Origin of the sequence: Marinobacter flavimaris, from assembly GCF_002933295.1 — a bacterium.
GTDB classification, from domain to species: domain Bacteria; phylum Pseudomonadota; class Gammaproteobacteria; order Pseudomonadales; family Oleiphilaceae; genus Marinobacter; species Marinobacter flavimaris.
This window is the reverse complement of the sequence record NZ_PSSW01000012.1, coordinates 91,977-108,465: the sequence shown is the minus strand read 5'-3', so window position 1 is coordinate 108,465 and position 16,489 is coordinate 91,977. Positions and strand designations below refer to the sequence as shown.

General features: G+C 58.1%; 14 protein-coding genes. 9 read left to right on the top strand and 5 right to left on the bottom strand.

Annotated elements, in window-relative coordinates; translation table 11 throughout:
- Positions 1 to 101 precede the first annotated feature (101 nt).
- Complete coding sequence (locus MDHKLMBL_RS18495; protein ID WP_104271891.1) at positions 102 to 833, bottom strand: transporter substrate-binding domain-containing protein; 732 nt, start codon at positions 831 to 833, stop codon at positions 102 to 104.
- A gap of 274 nt (positions 834 to 1,107) precedes the next feature.
- Here MDHKLMBL_RS18495 and MDHKLMBL_RS18490 point away from each other — a divergent pair, with 274 nt between their 5' ends.
- The 5 genes from MDHKLMBL_RS18490 to MDHKLMBL_RS18465 all read left to right on the top strand — a co-directional run bounded on the left by MDHKLMBL_RS18490 (position 1,108) and on the right by MDHKLMBL_RS18465 (position 8,108).
- Entirely contained in the window at positions 1,108 to 1,542 is a 435-nt protein-coding gene (locus MDHKLMBL_RS18490) for a PACE efflux transporter (protein WP_104271887.1), read from the top strand.
- Positions 1,543 to 1,884: 342 nt separating this feature from the next.
- Positions 1,885 to 3,162 carry an O-acetylhomoserine aminocarboxypropyltransferase/cysteine synthase family protein gene (locus MDHKLMBL_RS18480; RefSeq protein WP_008176355.1) on the top strand — a complete coding sequence of 426 codons (1,278 nt, stop codon included), beginning with the start codon at positions 1,885 to 1,887 and terminating at the stop codon, positions 3,160 to 3,162.
- A 129-nt stretch (positions 3,163 to 3,291) separates the two neighbouring features.
- Positions 3,292 to 4,344 (top strand): lipoyl synthase, encoded by a 1,053-nt coding sequence (gene lipA / locus MDHKLMBL_RS18475; protein ID WP_014576159.1) that lies wholly within the window; start codon positions 3,292 to 3,294, stop codon positions 4,342 to 4,344.
- A gap of 8 nt (positions 4,345 to 4,352) precedes the next feature.
- Positions 4,353 to 5,573, top strand: a complete 1,221-nt coding sequence (locus tag MDHKLMBL_RS21305; RefSeq protein ID WP_104271884.1) for a methyl-accepting chemotaxis protein — start codon at positions 4,353 to 4,355, stop codon at positions 5,571 to 5,573.
- Positions 5,574 to 5,621: 48 nt separating this feature from the next.
- The gene (locus MDHKLMBL_RS18465; protein ID WP_104271880.1) at positions 5,622 to 8,108 is read left to right on the top strand and encodes an efflux RND transporter permease subunit; all 2,487 of its coding nucleotides are present in this window, start codon (positions 5,622 to 5,624) and stop codon (positions 8,106 to 8,108) included.
- Between the two features lie 435 nt (positions 8,109 to 8,543).
- On the opposite strand, the gene MDHKLMBL_RS18460 is transcribed toward MDHKLMBL_RS18465, so the two are convergent.
- A complete protein-coding gene (locus MDHKLMBL_RS18460) occupies positions 8,544 to 9,008 on the bottom strand; it encodes a Spy/CpxP family protein refolding chaperone (protein WP_241956267.1) in 465 nt (154 codons plus the stop codon).
- 242 nt (positions 9,009 to 9,250) lie between these two features.
- Here MDHKLMBL_RS18460 and ylqF point away from each other — a divergent pair, with 242 nt between their 5' ends.
- From ylqF to fnr, 3 genes are all read left to right on the top strand, one after another.
- A complete protein-coding gene (gene ylqF, locus MDHKLMBL_RS18455) occupies positions 9,251 to 10,189 on the top strand; it encodes a ribosome biogenesis GTPase YlqF (protein WP_104271875.1) in 939 nt (312 codons plus the stop codon).
- Between the two features lie 136 nt (positions 10,190 to 10,325).
- Positions 10,326 to 11,534 carry a beta-ketoacyl-ACP synthase I gene (gene fabB, locus MDHKLMBL_RS18450; RefSeq protein WP_041644978.1) on the top strand — a complete coding sequence of 403 codons (1,209 nt, stop codon included), beginning with the start codon at positions 10,326 to 10,328 and terminating at the stop codon, positions 11,532 to 11,534.
- A gap of 139 nt (positions 11,535 to 11,673) precedes the next feature.
- Positions 11,674 to 12,423: a fumarate/nitrate reduction transcriptional regulator Fnr gene (gene fnr / locus MDHKLMBL_RS18445; RefSeq protein WP_104271873.1), complete on the top strand. Its 750-nt coding sequence runs from the start codon at positions 11,674 to 11,676 to the stop codon at positions 12,421 to 12,423.
- Between the two features lie 27 nt (positions 12,424 to 12,450).
- Here the strand turns inward: fnr and MDHKLMBL_RS18440 are convergent, their stop codons facing one another.
- A complete protein-coding gene (locus tag MDHKLMBL_RS18440) occupies positions 12,451 to 13,329 on the bottom strand; it encodes an SDR family oxidoreductase (protein ID WP_008176370.1) in 879 nt (292 codons plus the stop codon).
- Between the two features lie 149 nt (positions 13,330 to 13,478).
- Here MDHKLMBL_RS18440 and MDHKLMBL_RS18435 point away from each other — a divergent pair, with 149 nt between their 5' ends.
- A complete protein-coding gene (locus tag MDHKLMBL_RS18435; protein ID WP_053114594.1) occupies positions 13,479 to 13,835 on the top strand; it encodes a hypothetical protein in 357 nt (118 codons plus the stop codon).
- Positions 13,836 to 13,852: 17 nt separating this feature from the next.
- On the opposite strand, the gene alr is transcribed toward MDHKLMBL_RS18435, so the two are convergent.
- Positions 13,853 to 14,929, bottom strand: a complete 1,077-nt coding sequence (alr, locus tag MDHKLMBL_RS18430) for an alanine racemase (RefSeq protein WP_104271871.1) — start codon at positions 14,927 to 14,929, stop codon at positions 13,853 to 13,855.
- Entirely contained in the window at positions 14,929 to 16,335 is a 1,407-nt protein-coding gene (dnaB, locus tag MDHKLMBL_RS18425; protein ID WP_041644976.1) for a replicative DNA helicase, read from the bottom strand. Before dnaB ends, alr begins: the two co-directional genes overlap by 1 nt.
- Between the last annotated feature and the right edge of the window lie 154 nt (positions 16,336 to 16,489).

Below are 16,489 nucleotides of genomic sequence, written 5' to 3'. Positions count from 1 at the left end.
AAAAACCGGAATCGGTTGACCCATCGTGACCGCTCAGAGTACAAAACTCACTCCAGCGTGATGGCCGTGTGCAAATCGGTCACGATCCCCGGAATGACCGGTCACGTTCGCCGGAATACGCACTCCCAGCTGCCCTGGTTTTGCTCCGCAATAAACCGGCATTTTCTGATTGCCTTTCTGAGATTTTCCGTCAAACCACCATCTTCCGCGCGATGTGAAATGTACATCGAAAGGTCTACCCAGGCGGCAGTCCGATCATAGTAGGGTTGGTCGAACCCCTTCATATAAAAATCGATGAGCACCCAGGGTAGAACAACGACATCAACACGACCGCGCTTGAGCATCTCGACGGCCTGGCTCCAGTCAGAAACGGGGATTACGACTGGGTCAGCACCTCTCAGGAGCTTATCTCCGACAAACTGCCGGACAAAAGCGAACCTAAGGCCACTGAGACTATCGAGGGGTGGCAAATCGTGGAGCAAAAGATAGACATACTCCGTCTGGAACAATAGGCCGCCAAAATCGGCGTATTCATCCCGCTCGGCCGTCTGCACCATCGGCAGACCAGCGAAAATACCACCTTTCTCCAAGCGGTAAAGCATTTGAGCCAACGGCATTTCAACAAATTGGAAATCGCTCTCTACCCGGCTGAAAACACATTGATAATAGGGCGCAAATCGCCCTACCAGCTCGCCATTTTCAACAGCTATTTCCCGATCGATACCTTCGAAAACCCCAATTACATGGGGGGGCCTTGAGTCAGCAAGTACCGATAGAGACAACTGCGATAGCCAAACCAGCAGGAGGAGCTTGGGTGAAGTGGGCCAATCCATGATTCTCACCTCCAAAGCACGCGAGTCCGTTAGGTGCTTTTCGATTGCATTGCGTATCAAAGAGGCCGCCATTCTTTTGGTAGCCTTACTGCTGATACGCACAATAATAGTGATCGCGCCACAAAATTGCCCATTTTTTGGTCACTTTTTCTTCTTCTGCCCCACTTGAACCGACTTTGACAGTTCCTCATTTGGAACTTCTATACACCGCCCGCATTCACTTACACGTCCGGACAGTGAACGCAGAGCTGAAGGCTTTCGTAGAGTACTAGCCATGAGATCAACCAAAGATAGAGTTCGCCAGGCCATCTCCTTCGAAGTGATCGGCCTCCTGCTGTCCGTTCCCCTCGCTGCCGTTACGTTCGGTTTCGATATGGGCAGAACTGGCGTTCTGGGTGTGGTTGGCGCCACCATCGCGACAATCTGGAACTACCTGTTTAACCTGGGATTCGATCACGGCCTGAAGCACTTCACGGGCTCAACCCAGAAATCCCTGCGGGTTCGTTTCCTGCACGCGGTGAGTTTCGAGCTGGGTCTGATGCTGATTTTCCTGCCGATTATTGCCTGGTGGATGGGCATCGGTCTTCTTGAGGCGCTGATCGTGGATATCGCGTTCGTAGTCTTCTATCTGGTGTATGCGTTCGTATTCACCTGGAGTTACGACACCATATTTCCTGACACGGATGCCAAGAAATCCAACGCCACTTAAACAAACTTTGACAATCCCGGGGGCAGTAGTCGGATAGAATAGAGGCTTCACCCGAATGCGTTTTAAGGCTGTATCGCATTATGAAATCCCGCCACGCGCTCACCGTGTTCCTGGCCGTTGTTCTGGTTCCCATTGCCCTTGGGTTCGCCGGCGCGAGCGTGAAGGCGGCCATCCTGTCGATCAGTGTTTTCTGGGTCTGCCTGGGGATATTCTTCTACCCATCCATCAGTGACTATCTCAGGTCTGCAAGGAGGGAGCGGGACGATCCTCTAAAGACAAACTCTGTGGCATACTCACGGGCTGAAACCCATAAAGAACAACACACCAGCAAGGACCGTCAACATGAAACCGGAAACCCTCGCCCTGCATGCAGGCTTCAAGAGCGATCCCACGACCCGGGCGGCGACCACGCCGATTTACCAGACCACGTCCTACACCTTCGATGACACCCAGCACGGTGCCGATCTGTTCGACCTGAAGGTTCAGGGCAACATCTACACCCGTATCATGAACCCGACCAACGCGGTTCTCGAAGAGCGGATGGCAGAACTGGAAGGCGGTGTTGGCGCCCTGGCCGTGGCCTCTGGCATGGCGGCCATCACCTATGCGCTGCAGACCATCTGCAAGGTGGGCAACAACATTGTCAGCACCAGTCAGCTTTACGGCGGCACCTACAACCTGTTCGCGCACTCGCTGCCGAACCAGGGCATTGAGTGCAAGATGGTTCGCCATGACGATTTCGATGCCGTGGAAAAGGCTATTGATGAGAACACCCGCGCCCTGTTCTGCGAGTCCATCGGCAACCCGGCGGGCAACGTGGTCGATATCCAGCGCTGGGCCGAAATTGCGCACAAACACGGCATCCCGCTGATGGTGGACAACACGGTTGCCACGCCGTTCCTGTGCCGCCCGATCGAGCACGGCGCCGATATCGTGATTCACTCGCTCACCAAGTACATCGGTGGCCACGGCACCACCGTCGCAGGCGTTGTCGTGGATTCCGGAAAGTTCGACTGGAAAGCCAGTGCTGACAAGTTCCCGATGCTGAACGAACCGGATCCGTCCTACCACGGCGTGGTCTACACAGACGCCCTGGGCCCTGCTGCCTTCATCGGCCGCTGCCGAGTGGTTCCGCTGCGCAACACCGGTGCCGCCCTTGCTCCGTTCAATGCGTTCCTGATCATGCAGGGTCTGGAAACCCTGGCGCTGCGCATGGAACGTCATTGCGAGAACGCCGAGAAAGTCGCGAACTTCCTGCAGGAGCACCCGTCTGTTGAATGGGTCAACTACGCGACCCTGGCCAACAGCCCGTACAAGGCGACCTGCGAGAAGATTTCCGGCGGGAAAGCGTCCGGCATCCTGAGCTTCGGCATCAAGGGTGGCCGGGAAGCCGGGGCAAAGTTCATCGATGCCCTGGAATTGATCCTGCGTCTGGTGAACATCGGTGACGCCAAGTCCCTGGCCTGCCACCCGGCGACCACCACCCACCGCCAGCTCAACCCGGAAGAGCTGAAGAGCGCCGGTGTGAGCGAGGATCTGGTGCGGCTGTCCATCGGTATCGAGCATGTCGACGACATCATTGCCGACATTACCCAGGCCCTGGACAAAGCCCAGGCCTGATAGCGGTCAACCGGGTACGACCAATGTCGTGCCCGGCACCCTCGTGATTGCCCCTATCTGTCTTGTAACTCCCCCGCCAGGCCATTACTCTTTAGTGTTCCCCATGCCCGAATCGAGAGTCCGGTTGCAATGAGCGAAAGCGCAAAAACCCGCATTACCAGTGGTTCCAAATTCCGCAACGAGCATGGCTTCTCGGCCATCAAGGATGGCGTCAAGCGGTCATCGAAGCAGGAAGCCACAACAGCGGAAAAGCGAGAGCCGAAGCCAAAATGGCTACGGGCACGCATGCCCGGGGGCGAGCGCTATGAGGCGGTGCGCAAGAACGTCAGTGAGCACCGGTTGAGCACCGTTTGCCAGGAATCTCATTGCCCCAATATCGGTGAGTGCTGGACCGCCGGCACGGCCACCATCATGGTGATGGGGTCTGTGTGTACCCGGGCCTGCAAATTCTGCGCGGTGGACACCGGCAACCCGAAAGGCTGGCTCGATCATGAAGAGCCGGAGAACACGGCCAAGTCCGTAGAGCTGATGGGCCTTCGTTATATCGTGCTTACCTCGGTAGACCGTGACGACCTGGACGACGGCGGCGCTGCCCACTATGCCGCTTGTGTCTCTGCCATCAAACAGCGCACGCCGGAAGTCGCCGTTGAGGCGCTGACGCCGGATTTTGATGCGGTGATGGCGGACGTTGAGAAGGTGGTGGATTCCGGGCTGGATGTCTTTGCCCAGAACGTGGAAACCGTCAAGCGGCTGACCAGTCGGGTTCGTGATCCGCGTGCCGGGTATGAAAAAACCCTCCGGGTCCTGGAGCACGCCAAGAAGCACCGTCCGGACGTGCTTACCAAGACCAGCCTGATGCTGGGGCTGGGCGAAACCGAAGAGGAAATCCTGGAAACCATGGACGATCTGCGCGCCATCGGTGTGGATATCCTGACTCTGGGCCAGTACCTGCGGCCTACTCCGAACCACTTGCCGGTAGAACGCTACGTCACCCCCGAAGAGTTCAACCGTTACCGGGAAATCGGCCTGGAGAAGGGCTTCATGGAAGTGCCATCCGGCCCCATGGTCCGCTCCAGCTACCGGGCTGACAAAGTCTTCGATAAAAACAATCTGGGTCTCGCCGTGCCCGAGGTTCCCCAAGCCTCCAATGCCATGCAGATTCCGGTGAAGGCCATCGACTGAGAACATACATGCTGACACTGCTGCGAAATGCCCGGCTGAAGTACAAATTCTGGTTGCTGAACATTGTCGTTTTTGCAGTTCTCTGCTTGCTCGTTCTCTATGCCATGAACACGATTGCCGGGCAGACCGGCCGGTCGTTCAACGAGGTCTTCGCTGATACGGCACCCGGATTCGCGCTGGTTGTGGCAATACTCATGGTGCTCGAGATGGCCGGGTCCCAGCTGCTGATCTCGTTTATCGAACGCCACGTGAATCGCCTGAAAAACACCATGGTCGACGTTCAGGCTTCGGGCAATCTTAGCCAGCGGGCGGTGGTGGATTCCACCGACGAAATCGGCGAGATGGCCAGCGCCTTCAACGCCATGCAGGACCGTACCGTGGGCGTGGTCCGTAGCATGAAGGAAGCCATCGAACGACTACACCGGGAAGTCGAGGAACTGACCGCGGCCGCCGAAGCCCGTCGGGATGACCTCGGTCGCCAACAACAGGGCGCCGACCGGTCCGCGGAAGTCATCGAAACCATGCTGCAGAGCTTCACCGGCATCGCCGAACAGGCCGGAATAGCCAAGACTCTCTCCCACGAGGCGAGCGATGCCGCTCGCGACGGCAGCACCCGTGTCGGACAGAGCGCCGACAGCATCCGCAAGCTTGCCGATGTGGTGCGCAATTCCGCCAGCAGCGTCGAAGCCCTGGCCGAAAACAGCCATGAAATCAGCCACGCCATCACCGAAATCCGGGGCATTGCCGAGCAGACCAATTTGCTGGCCCTGAACGCGGCCATCGAGGCGGCCAGAGCTGGCGAACAGGGCCGAGGGTTTGCCGTCGTGGCTGATGAAGTCCGTAAACTGGCCCAACGGGTCCAGGACTCCACCGATCAGATTCAGGGCACGATCGATCGGCTTCTAAGCGCCATCAACACCGCCGTAAATCAGATGACCGGAAGTTCTGAGGATGCCACCCGCTGCGTCGAGGAATCCGAGGAAGGCCGCCGTTCCCTGGAAGCCATCAACGAGGTGGTCAGCCGGATCGATCATACCAACCAGGAAATCGCCAACGTCTCGGCAGACCAGACCGCCGGCACCGACGATGTGCTGGCTAACGTCCAGGGCATTCGCGAGACCACCCAGAACATGGTGACCCAGCTTGCCGAGAGCGCGGATATGAGCCGCCGCCTGAAAAAGCTGATCGATTCCCTGGAAGAAGCCTCGTCAAAGGTCACGGTTCACTGAGGTTTATGGCACACTCTGCACTCGTTTGAACTGGCAGAGTAGTTGTTCATGAATCGTCTTCGCGCCCTGTATGACCGCCTAATTTTTCCGCATCCCGTTATTATCCTTGCGGCTTTTGGCCTCCTTCTAGCCATCGCCGCTATCAAATTCGGCGAATTCCGCCTGGATGCTTCCGCCGAATCGCTGGTACTGGAAAACGACCGTTCCCTCGAACAATACCGCCAGGTAAACCGTCGCTTTACCACCTCGGACGATTTCCTGATCGTCACCTATACCCCAGAAGGTGAACTGTTCTCCGAAGATGGGCTGGCCAGACTGGGCGCGTTGCGGGATGAACTGCAAGGCCTGGAAGCCGTAGGCTCCACCAACAGCATCCTGAACGTACCCCTGCTCCACAGCCCGGATCTGACGCTGGATACCGTGGACAGCGAGATCAAGACCCTGGACGACCACGATGTAACGCCGGACACAGCCCGCCAGGCGCTATTGAACAATCCGCTCTACCCCAACCTGCTGATCAGCGAAGACGGGCGAACCACTGCCATACAGGTCAACCTGCCCACGCCGGATCGCTATTTTGAACTGCTGAGAAAACGCAACGATCTGAGAGACAAGGCCGATGCCGGCGAAGCCTCCGAGGCCGAGTTGGCCGAACTGGAACGGGTAAAACAGGATTTCATCGACTTTACCGAAACCCTCGAGGTCGAGCGCGATGCCACCATCCGCACGGTTCGCTCCATTCTCGACACCTACCGCGACGGCGCGGACATCCACCTGGGCGGGGTGCCCATGATTGTGGCGGACATGATCCGCTTCATCGAAAACGACCTGTCGACCTTCGGGCTTGGCGTCCTGGCTTTTCTGCTGCTCACTTTGGCCATCATTTTCCGGCAATGGCGCTGGGTTCTGGTGCCGCTGTTGTGCTGCAGCTTTACCGTCTGGCTGATGGTCGGCTTCCTGGGCTGGGCCCAGTGGCCGGTGACGGTTATCTCATCCAACTTTATTTCCCTGCTGCTGATCATGACCCTGTCGCTCACCATCCACCTGATCGTGCGCTACCGGGAATTCCAGCACGACGAGCCCGAGGCCAGCGCCAGAGACACCCTGCGCAACACCGTAATGGCGATGATCAAGCCCTGCTTCTATATGGCCATCACTACCATTGTCGCCTTCGGGTCCCTCACCTTCAGTGGCATTCGCCCGGTCATCGATTTCGGCTGGATGATGACCCTGGGCCTGACCGTGGCTTTTCTCATCACCTTTATAGTTTTCCCGGCCCTGCTCACTCTGTTGCCACCACCACTGGACAGCCGGGTTACCTCTGACAGGGTTCCCTTCACCGATGCCTTTGCGCGGTTCACGGAACACTTCGGCAAGACAGTGTTGGTCGGCTCCGTCCTGATTGCGGTGCTCTGCGTAGTCGGCCTGAACAAGCTGACGGTGGAAAACAGCTTTATCGACTATTTCAAATCGTCCACCGAAATCCATCAGGGCATGATCACCATCGACAACCGCCTGGGCGGTACCACGCCCCTGGACGTGGTTATCACCGACGATCCGCCACCGGCAGGCGCGAGCGACGGCGACCCGTTTGCCAGTGACTGCGACCCGTTCGTGGAAGACTGCGGTGCCGGAGAGGAATACCGCGATACCTGGTACACCTACCAGAAAATGGAACAACTGGAGGCGGTTCACGACTACCTGGACGGACTACCGGAGACCGGCAAGGTGCTCTCGATCAATACCACGCTGGATATCCTCGCCCAAATCAACCAGGGCGAGCCTCTGGACGCCCTGGAACTGGCGTTTGTGCCCGCTGCCGTTCCCGACGACCTGCAGGATACCCTGCTGACGCCTTACATTTCCGAGGAGCACGACCAGGCCCGATTCAGCATCCGGATCCTGGAAACCATGCCGGAACTGCGTCGACAGGAGCTCTTGAACCGCATCCATGAACATCTGACAACGGAACTGGGGTACTCGAAAGATCAGGTACTCTTTGCCGGCATGACGGTGATGTACAACAACATGCTGCAAAGCCTGTTCGATTCCCAGATCAAGACCATCGGCGTGGTCTTCGCCGCCATCATGGTGATGTTCCTGATCCTGTTCCGCTCCCTGAAACTGGCCCTTATCGGCATCGCCCCGAACCTCATCGCCGCCGGCTCAGTGCTCGGCCTGATGGGCTGGCTGGGCATTCCCCTGGATATGATGACCATCACCGTGGCGGCCATTACCGTCGGCATCGCCGTGGACGACACCATCCACTACATCCACCGCTTCAAAACCGAGTTCCAGAAAGACGGCAACTACATCGCCACCATGCACCGCTGCCACCGGAGCATCGGCCAGGCCATGTTCTTCACCTCGCTGACCATCATCTCCGGGTTCTCGATACTGGTGCTGTCCAACTTCATCCCGACCATCTACTTCGGGTTGTTCACGGGGTTTGCCATGTTCATGGCTCTGGTTGGGGCGCTTACGCTGCTTCCTCGGCTCATTGTTCTCGTTAAGCCCTTTGGCTCGGGGGTGTAGGTTTGGGCTGGGCTCCTAGCCTTCTAGGTTTGGGGGTGGCTCGGCAGGTGTAGGCCTTTGCCAGAACCGCTACGAGCACATCCATGTGCGCTTGACGTCGGCCATCCTTGGCCGCCGACATTCTGGCAAAGGCCTACACCTGCCAAGCTTCTGAAATAGGAGTTATAGGAAGACACTCCGCACCCAATATCCCCGACAAGCAGTTGAGCAGTGAGCGATGACTGAATCGTTCGAAGAACAGGGGTGTGGCGCCCTCCCAAAAATGTCTGTGGCCAAGGATGGCCACAGCCAAGCGCACATGGATGTGCTCGTAGCGGTTTTTGGGAGGGCGCCACACCCCTGTTCCTCCCCCAAAACCAGCAGGCTAAGGACACAAAAAAAGGGCCACACCCAAGGATGCGGCCCTTCTCCAACAGTGTCAGAGGGAAAGCAGAATCACTGCATGCCCTGGCCTTGCCCCTGTTGCATCTGTTGTTGCATCTGACGACGCTGCTGCATTTGCTGTTGCATCTGCTGCATACGCTTGTCCAACTCGTCGCGCTGCTCCTGGGTAAAAACGCTGTCGACCTTCGCCTGCATCAGCGTGGACAGAGCGGCAATCTCGCCGGTCACTTCGCCCAGCTCTTTGGCCTGCTCGCGAATAGCGGCTTCATCAAAGTCTGATTTGATCTCACCTTGCATCTGCTGCTGCAGCGCACGGGCTTCCTGACGGAGTTCTCCGATTTCGCCCTGCATCTCGTCGATGATGGCACGGATTTCAGTTTGCTGATCTTCGGTCAGCCCCACCATCTGTGCCAGTTGATCTACCTGATCCGGCTGGCCACCGGATTGCTGGGCCATAGCCGGGACCGACAGGCTGAGGGCTACCAGGGCAGTACCAAACAGTTTTACGAGCTTCATAAATGTCTCCGTTAACAGGGTGGCCACAATCTGAATACCACCGACATACATTGGTTTCATCGTTCAGGGACTACACCCTAAAACATACGGATACGGTTTTTCACCCCGATCAGCCCTCTTTTTGTACATACTTCTCAGCATCCCGCGCCAAAAGCCGCCACACACGCGGATTCAAACAAATGTGAAAGTTTGGTCATTCCCCTTCATAATGGCGCCGTTTAACCACATCCGGAGCAGACAAGATGGCCATTAACTGGTTTCCAGGGCATATGCACAAGGCCCGCAAGGAGATCAAAAAAGTCATGCCGCAGATGGATCTCATCATCGAAGTGGTTGACGCGCGTATTCCTTTCAGTAGCGAAAACCCGCTCGTGCCGGCCCTTCGTGGTGATACGCCACTGATCAAGGTATTGAACAAGCGCGACCTGGCGGATCCAGAAATTACCGAGCAGTGGTTAGCCTGGCTCGAGAAAGAACGTGGGGTTCGCGCCATCACGCTTACCCACAACCAGCGCAATGAGGCACTGTCCATCCTGAAGCTGGCGGAAGAGATGACGCCCGGTCACGATCGCCAGAAGAGCGCATTGCGAGTGATGATCCTGGGCATTCCGAACGTCGGCAAGTCCACCCTGATCAACACACTGGCGGGACGACCTGCGGCCAAAACCGGGAACGAACCGGCAGTAACCAGGGCCCAGCAGGCTATCAAGCTGCCCAACAATATTCTGCTCTACGACACCCCCGGCTTTCTCTGGCCTAAGCTGTCCCCCGAAGCCTGCGGTTACCGTCTGGCGGTTACCGGGGCGATTCGAAGCGCGGTTCTGGACTTTGAGGATGTGGCCATGTTCGAGGCCGAGTACCTGCTGGAAGCCTACCCGGACTTGGTCAGGACCCGCTACGGCTTCGCGGAACTACCGAAAGATGCCCTGGCGCTGATGGACGGCATTGCCGAGAAGCGAAGATTCTTCGGCCGCGGTGGCATCCCGGATCTGCACAAGGTGTCGGAGGTGTTGATCAACGAATTCCGGGCCGGAACTCTGGGACGCATCTCGCTGGAAACCCCTGAGATGGTCGAGCGCGAAGCCCGGGAAGCCGAGGCAGCCGCGGCTGACAAAGCCGCTCGCGAGGAGGCCAGCGGATCAAAGAAGGGGGCCAGAAAGGGTCGAAGCGGCAAGCGCTAAACACTCTATGGCGCCATCTCCGGCCTTCTCCCCTTACCAAGGTCAAATATCGTATCCGGGCCAAAGCGCCTAGACTGTTAAATAACGTTATTGATCGCAAGGTCGGCCATTTCGGCCGGTCGGTAAGGAGGAACTTATGAGACGCGTCGTCGTCACCGGCATGGGCATTGTGTCCTGCCTCGGAAACTCACTGGACGAGGTCACCCAGAGCCTGAAGAATGGAAAATCAGGCATCCGCTTCAACGAAACCTATAAGGAAATGGGCTTCCGGAGCCAGATTGCAGGCTCGGTGGATGTGGACACATCCGTTATCGACCGCAAAATCCGCCGGTTCATGGGCCCATCCGCCATGTACAGTTTTCTGTCCATGGAGCAGGCCATCGCCCAGGCGGGGCTGACCGAAGACCTGATCTCCAACGACCGCACCGGCCTGATCGCCGGCTCCGGCGGCGCTTCCTGCTCAAGCCAGGTGGAAGCCACCGACATCATGCGCGAGAAAGGCGTGAAGCGCATCGGGCCCTATATGGTCCCCCGCATCATGACCAGCACGGTGTCCGCCTGCCTCGCCACCGCCTACAAGATCCGTGGCGTGAACTACTCCATGTCCTCGGCCTGTGCCACCAGCGCCCACTGCATCGGTCACGCGATGGAACAGATCCAGGCTGGCAAGCAGGACATCGTGTTCGCCGGCGGCGGTGAAGAAGAGGACTGGAGCCTGACCATGATGTTCGATGCCATGGGAGCGCTGTCCACCAAATACAACGATGCCCCCGAAACGGCTTCCCGCCCCTTCGATGCCGGCCGTGACGGTTTCGTGATTGCCGGCGGTGGCGGCATGATGGTGCTGGAAGAACTGGAACACGCGAAGAAACGCGGCGCCAACATCATTGCCGAGCTGACCGGCTACGGCGCCACCTCGGACGGCTATGACATGGTCGCGCCTTCCGGCGAAGGTGCCCAGCGCTGTATGAAGCAGGCGATGGCTACCATCCGGGGCAAGATTGACTACATCAATGCCCACGGCACCAGCACCCCGGTTGGCGACGTTGCCGAGATGGGCGCGGTGCGGGCCACTTTCGGTTCCGACATCCCGGCCATTTCCTCAACCAAATCACTCTCTGGTCATTCGCTCGGCGCTGCCGGTGTTCAGGAGGCCATCTACTCGCTGCTGATGCTGCAGAACGGGTTCATTGCCGGCACCAAGAACCTGAACAATCCGGACGAGAAAATCAGCGATATTCCTATTGTAGGCCCTGAAGGTCGGGAAGCCTCGCTGAACACCGTGATGTCCAACAGTTTCGGATTCGGCGGAACCAACGCGTCCCTGGTATTCGAGAAGCTCTGAAACCGCGATGCATAAGGGCCTGCGGGCCCTTATTTTTTAAAAATATATTCTAAGATCATCCAGCTTGATTATTGGCAAAGACGGCCATCCGTATTAAGGTACATAGTTGACATGGATCAAATCGGACGGATTATCACGTATGGCTCAAGCAATTCCGTTTCGTCAGGCATCTCCCCTCAAGGCGTCCTGCCACCAGTGCAGTCTGAGCAACCTGTGCCTGCCCCTGGCAATTGAAGAGAATGACCTCGACCGGCTGGAAGACATTGTCCAGCAGGGGCGGATCTTCAACCGTGGTGAACACATCTTCGACCAGAGCACGCCCTACCGCTCCTGTTTTGCGGTAAAAAGCGGCTCCATAAAGACGTCGATCATTACCGAGAATGGCGAGGAACAGGTGACGGGCTTTTTCATGCCCGGAGAGCTGGTAGGCCTGGACAGCATTGGCAGTGAACATTATGCGTGCACCGCCAAGGCTCTGGAACGGACCAGCGTGTGTGAGTTCCCGATGGAGAAACTGGAGGAGCTGACCGGCAAACTGCCCGAGTTGCAGCACCACATGTATCACCTGATGAGCCAGGAGATCCAGAACAGCCATCAACTGGCCATGCTGCTGAGCAAGAACACCGCTGAAGAGCGCATTGCTGCACTGCTCTTGTCGCTGTCCAGCCGATTCCAGCGCCGCCGTATGTCGCCGACCAACTTCAGTCTGCCCATGGCACGGAACGACATCGCAAACTTCCTGGGCCTCGCCGTTGAAACGGTAAGCCGGGTATTCACGCGCTTTCAGAATCAGGGCATCATCAAGGCCCGGGGCCGGGAAGTCGAACTTCTGGATATCGAAGCCCTGCAAATGGTCAGCCGGGAATTCTCCCGCCAGTGCAATAGCTGAGAAATAACGTTTTGCCCGCCGTTGTCATCAACCGGCGGGCTCACTCTCCACTTCCCTCCCGTTATTCTTTTTCAGCATCGTCAGCTCATCCACCAGGCCAGAGCGCCAGGGCATCTGCTTGATGCCGAAGGTATTGCGGATCTTGGTGCAGATCAGCGTGGTATTGACCGGCTCAAGATGGCCCCACTCGGGCACCTCGTCCACCACCCGGATCCCTTCGGGAATGCCGGGCAGCCCGGCAATCGCCAGGCCCAGCTCGTACAGATTGATTTCCTCGGCACCGGCGTACTGATAGGTGCCCCAGACCTCGGCCCCGCAATCAAGTTGCAGAACCACCGCCTCGATTACCCGGGCCAGATCACGGACCGACACGGGTTGCCCCCGGCATCGTCCGGGCAGTGACAGTATTTCACCGGCAGCCGTACTGGCCTGCACCTTCCGGATGAACCGTGCCAGGCTCCAGCCGGTCCGCAGGATAATATGCCGAGGCAACAGGGTCCGCAGGGCCTGCTCGCACTCCCATTGCCAGTTACCCAGCTCATTCACCGGCTGCCCCGGATTGGAAGTGATGTACCCGCTTTGCTTCCGGCCATCGAACACGTAGCAGGAGGACAGCTGGAGCAGCGCCATACCACGATCACGCGCAAACTCGGCCATCGCCACCGGTAGCGAGAATGCCGCCATATGGACCCCCTCAGGATCATTCTCGGCGACCTCCGGATCGGCCATCCAGAGTGCATTTACGATCAGGTCGGTATCTTCGGGAATCCAGTTCTCCAGTGCATCAAGATCGGCGTTGGAGGGATCGCTGACAAGCAAAGGGCTGACGTGCAGGTGCGTTGCCCGCAAGCGCTCCAGCAAAACCTTCCCCAAAGGGCCGTAATCGTGAACAACAAGTACATGCACGAGGATTCAATGCCTCCCGATATCACTGATGTGACGTTATTTCGGAACCGGTCTGGCCAATGGCTTCTGGATTCCGGCGCCTACACTGATGCAGTCTGAATTTAATGCTTTGCTATTTCTTTCAAGAGCATACAACAACAGGAACTGTCATGCTGAAACAACAGAGCCACATTGTGGCGCCGATCCCTGATGAGTTGCGAACCCGGGCCCTGTATACCGTCGGCGAACTGCGCGAACGCGGCAAGGCCGACAAGGAAGCCATCGACAAACTCTTCAACCTGATTGTGGACATGACCGAAGAAGGTCTGGACTTCTTTTTCCTGGAGCCGCTTCGCCGCCTGCATGCCAGCAGCATGATGATGGGCATGGCCAAAATGGGCATCAGCAGCATGCTTAAAGGCAGCAAGATGGTCGTGCACAAGGTGCTCAAAAAGCTGGACGACCGCAGCCTCGCTGCCATTCTCGACTTTATCGAGGAAATCATTCACGAACCGGAACCGGGCTGAAAAAGCGCTCCACAACGCTACCGGTATTGCCGCGGTACCCGCCCGGTGATGCCGGTCATCAACTCGTAGGAGATAGTGCCGGCACGGGCGGCTACCTCATCGACCCCCACGGTGCGACCCCAGAGTTCAACGCTGTCACCCTCCTTCGCATCGGGTGCATTGGTGAGGTCCACCGCCAGCATGTCCATGGATACCCGGCCAATCAGTCTGATCCGCTGGCCGTTGATCGCCGCAGGCGTATTGGTGCCGGCATGCCGGGGGTAGCCATCACCGTAACCGATCGCGACCATGCCCATCCGGGTGTCCCGATCGGCGACCCAGCTGGCCCCATAGCCAACAGACTCGCCCGCCGGCACCATCCGGGTGCTGATCAACGGCGCCTCAAGCGACATAACCGGCTCGAGGCCAAGCTCGGGACCGGTCGTGCCCACCATTGGTGAGCCGCCATACAACATGATTCCGGGGCGGCTCCAGTCAAACATCGGCTGGCCCGGTCGAAAATGGGCGGCCGAATTGGCAACGCTCTTCATTAAATCCGGGAACGAAGACGTGGCCTTTTCAAACACCGCAGTCTGCTGCGCCGTCATTGCGCTGTCGGGATCGTCGGCGCACGCAAAATGCGTGACGAACCCCAGGATCTCTGTATCAGCGCTCATGGCCTGTAACCGGCTCATCACCCCGGCCAGCTCGTCCGGATGAAAGCCGAGACGGTTCATACCGCTGTTCACTTTCAGCCAGAAAGCGGGCCATGTATCCAGACGCTCCAGCCACGCCAGTTGCTGGAAACTGTGGAACACCGGCTCAAAGCCACTCCGGGCGCATTCAGCGATATCCGCTTCAGCATGGACGCCCTGAAGCAGGACAACCGGCTGTATCAGACCTGTTTCCCGAATGGCACGCGCTTCTTCCAGGCAAGCCACTGCGTATTTCGGCGCCAGGCTTTCCAACGCCGAAGCCACCGGCCCGATGCCGTGGCCATAGCCATCGGCTTTCACCACGGCCATCACCCTGGCCCCGCCTGCCCGCCGCTGGGCAGTCTGGAAGTTCCGGCGCAAGGCGTCCAGATCAATGCGGGCAATCGTACTGCGGGGCATCAATACTCCCCGCCGTAGTCGCTATAATCGCCGTGGGCCAGATCTTCGAATTTCGTGTACTTGCCGATAAACGCAAGTCGGATGGTGCCAATGGGGCCGTTCCGCTGCTTACCAATAATGATCTCGGCAATGCCCTTGTCCGGGGTGTCCTCGTTGTAGACTTCATCCCGGTACACAAACATGATGACGTCGGCGTCCTGCTCGATGGCGCCGGATTCCCGCAAATCCGAGTTCACCGGGCGCTTGTTGGGCCGCTGCTCAAGGCTCCGGTTAAGCTGGGACAGGGCCACCACCGGGCAACTCAACTCTTTGGCGATACCCTTCAGTGACCGGGAAATTTCCGAGATCTCAGCGGTCCGACCCTCGGTGTTGCCGGGCACCCGCATAAGCTGCAGGTAGTCGACCATGATCAGGCCAATCTTGCCGTCGTTTTCCCGGGCAATACGGCGCGCCCGGGAACGCATCTCGGTAGGGCTCAGGCCCGGCGTATCGTCGATATAAAGCGGCTTGTCTTTCAGAAGGCTCACCGCCGAGGTCAGCCGGGGCCAGTCGTCTTCTTCCAGCTTGCCGCCGCGAACCTTGGTCTGGTCAATGCGCCCGAGCGACGAGAGCATACGCATGGCAAGGGCATCCGCCGGCATCTCCATACTGAACACCAGAACCGGCGTGCCGGTGCTGATCAGGGCATTCTCGACAATATTCATCGCAAAGGTCGTCTTACCCATGGAGGGGCGACCCGCCACGATGATCAGGTCCGAAGGCTGCATGCCCGAGGTCTGCTCATCCAGATCCTTGAAACCGGTGGTCAGGCCGGTGGTCTGCTCACCTGACTCAAACAGTTCCTCAATCCGGCTCAGGGTCTTGGCCAGAATGGGGTTGATGGCCTGCGGCCCGGAACCCTCCTTGACCCGCGCTTCGGCAATCTGGAAAACGCTGCGCTCAGCCTCATCCAGAATCTCATTGCTGTTTCGCCCGAGTGGATTAAAGGCCGAATCGGAAATCTTGCCGGACACCTCCACCAGCTGGCGCAGAATGGAGCGTTCCCGGACGATATCGGCGTAGGCACGGATGTTGGCTGCACCCGGGGTTTTCTCGGCCAATTCCGCCAGATAGGACAAACCACCGGCATCTTCGATATCACCGGCCCGCTCCAGGAATTCGGCGAGGGTGACCACATCCAGCGGCTCACTCTCACTGGCAAGGCGCTCCACAGCGCCAAAGATCAGCCGGTGGTCCTGTCGGTAAAAATCGGCGGCCGAAATCACCTCGGAGATCTCGTCAAACCGGCGATTGTCCAGCATCAGGCCGCCCAGGACTGCCTGCTCTGCTTCGACAGAATGAGGGGGAACCTTGATCCGGCTGGTTTCGAGATCGGTACTCGCGGGCTTCAGATTGGGCTTGGCCATGAACACATCTTCAGTTGCACATCATAACCACGACAGTTTAAGCGACCTGCCGAAGCAATGGGAGGGGGTTACAGGGTCTTAACAGCATACCAGAAAGCAACAGGCCCGAAAGCCGCGAGATGCGGTTCGGGCCTGTCAGGTTGGCCGGCACCAG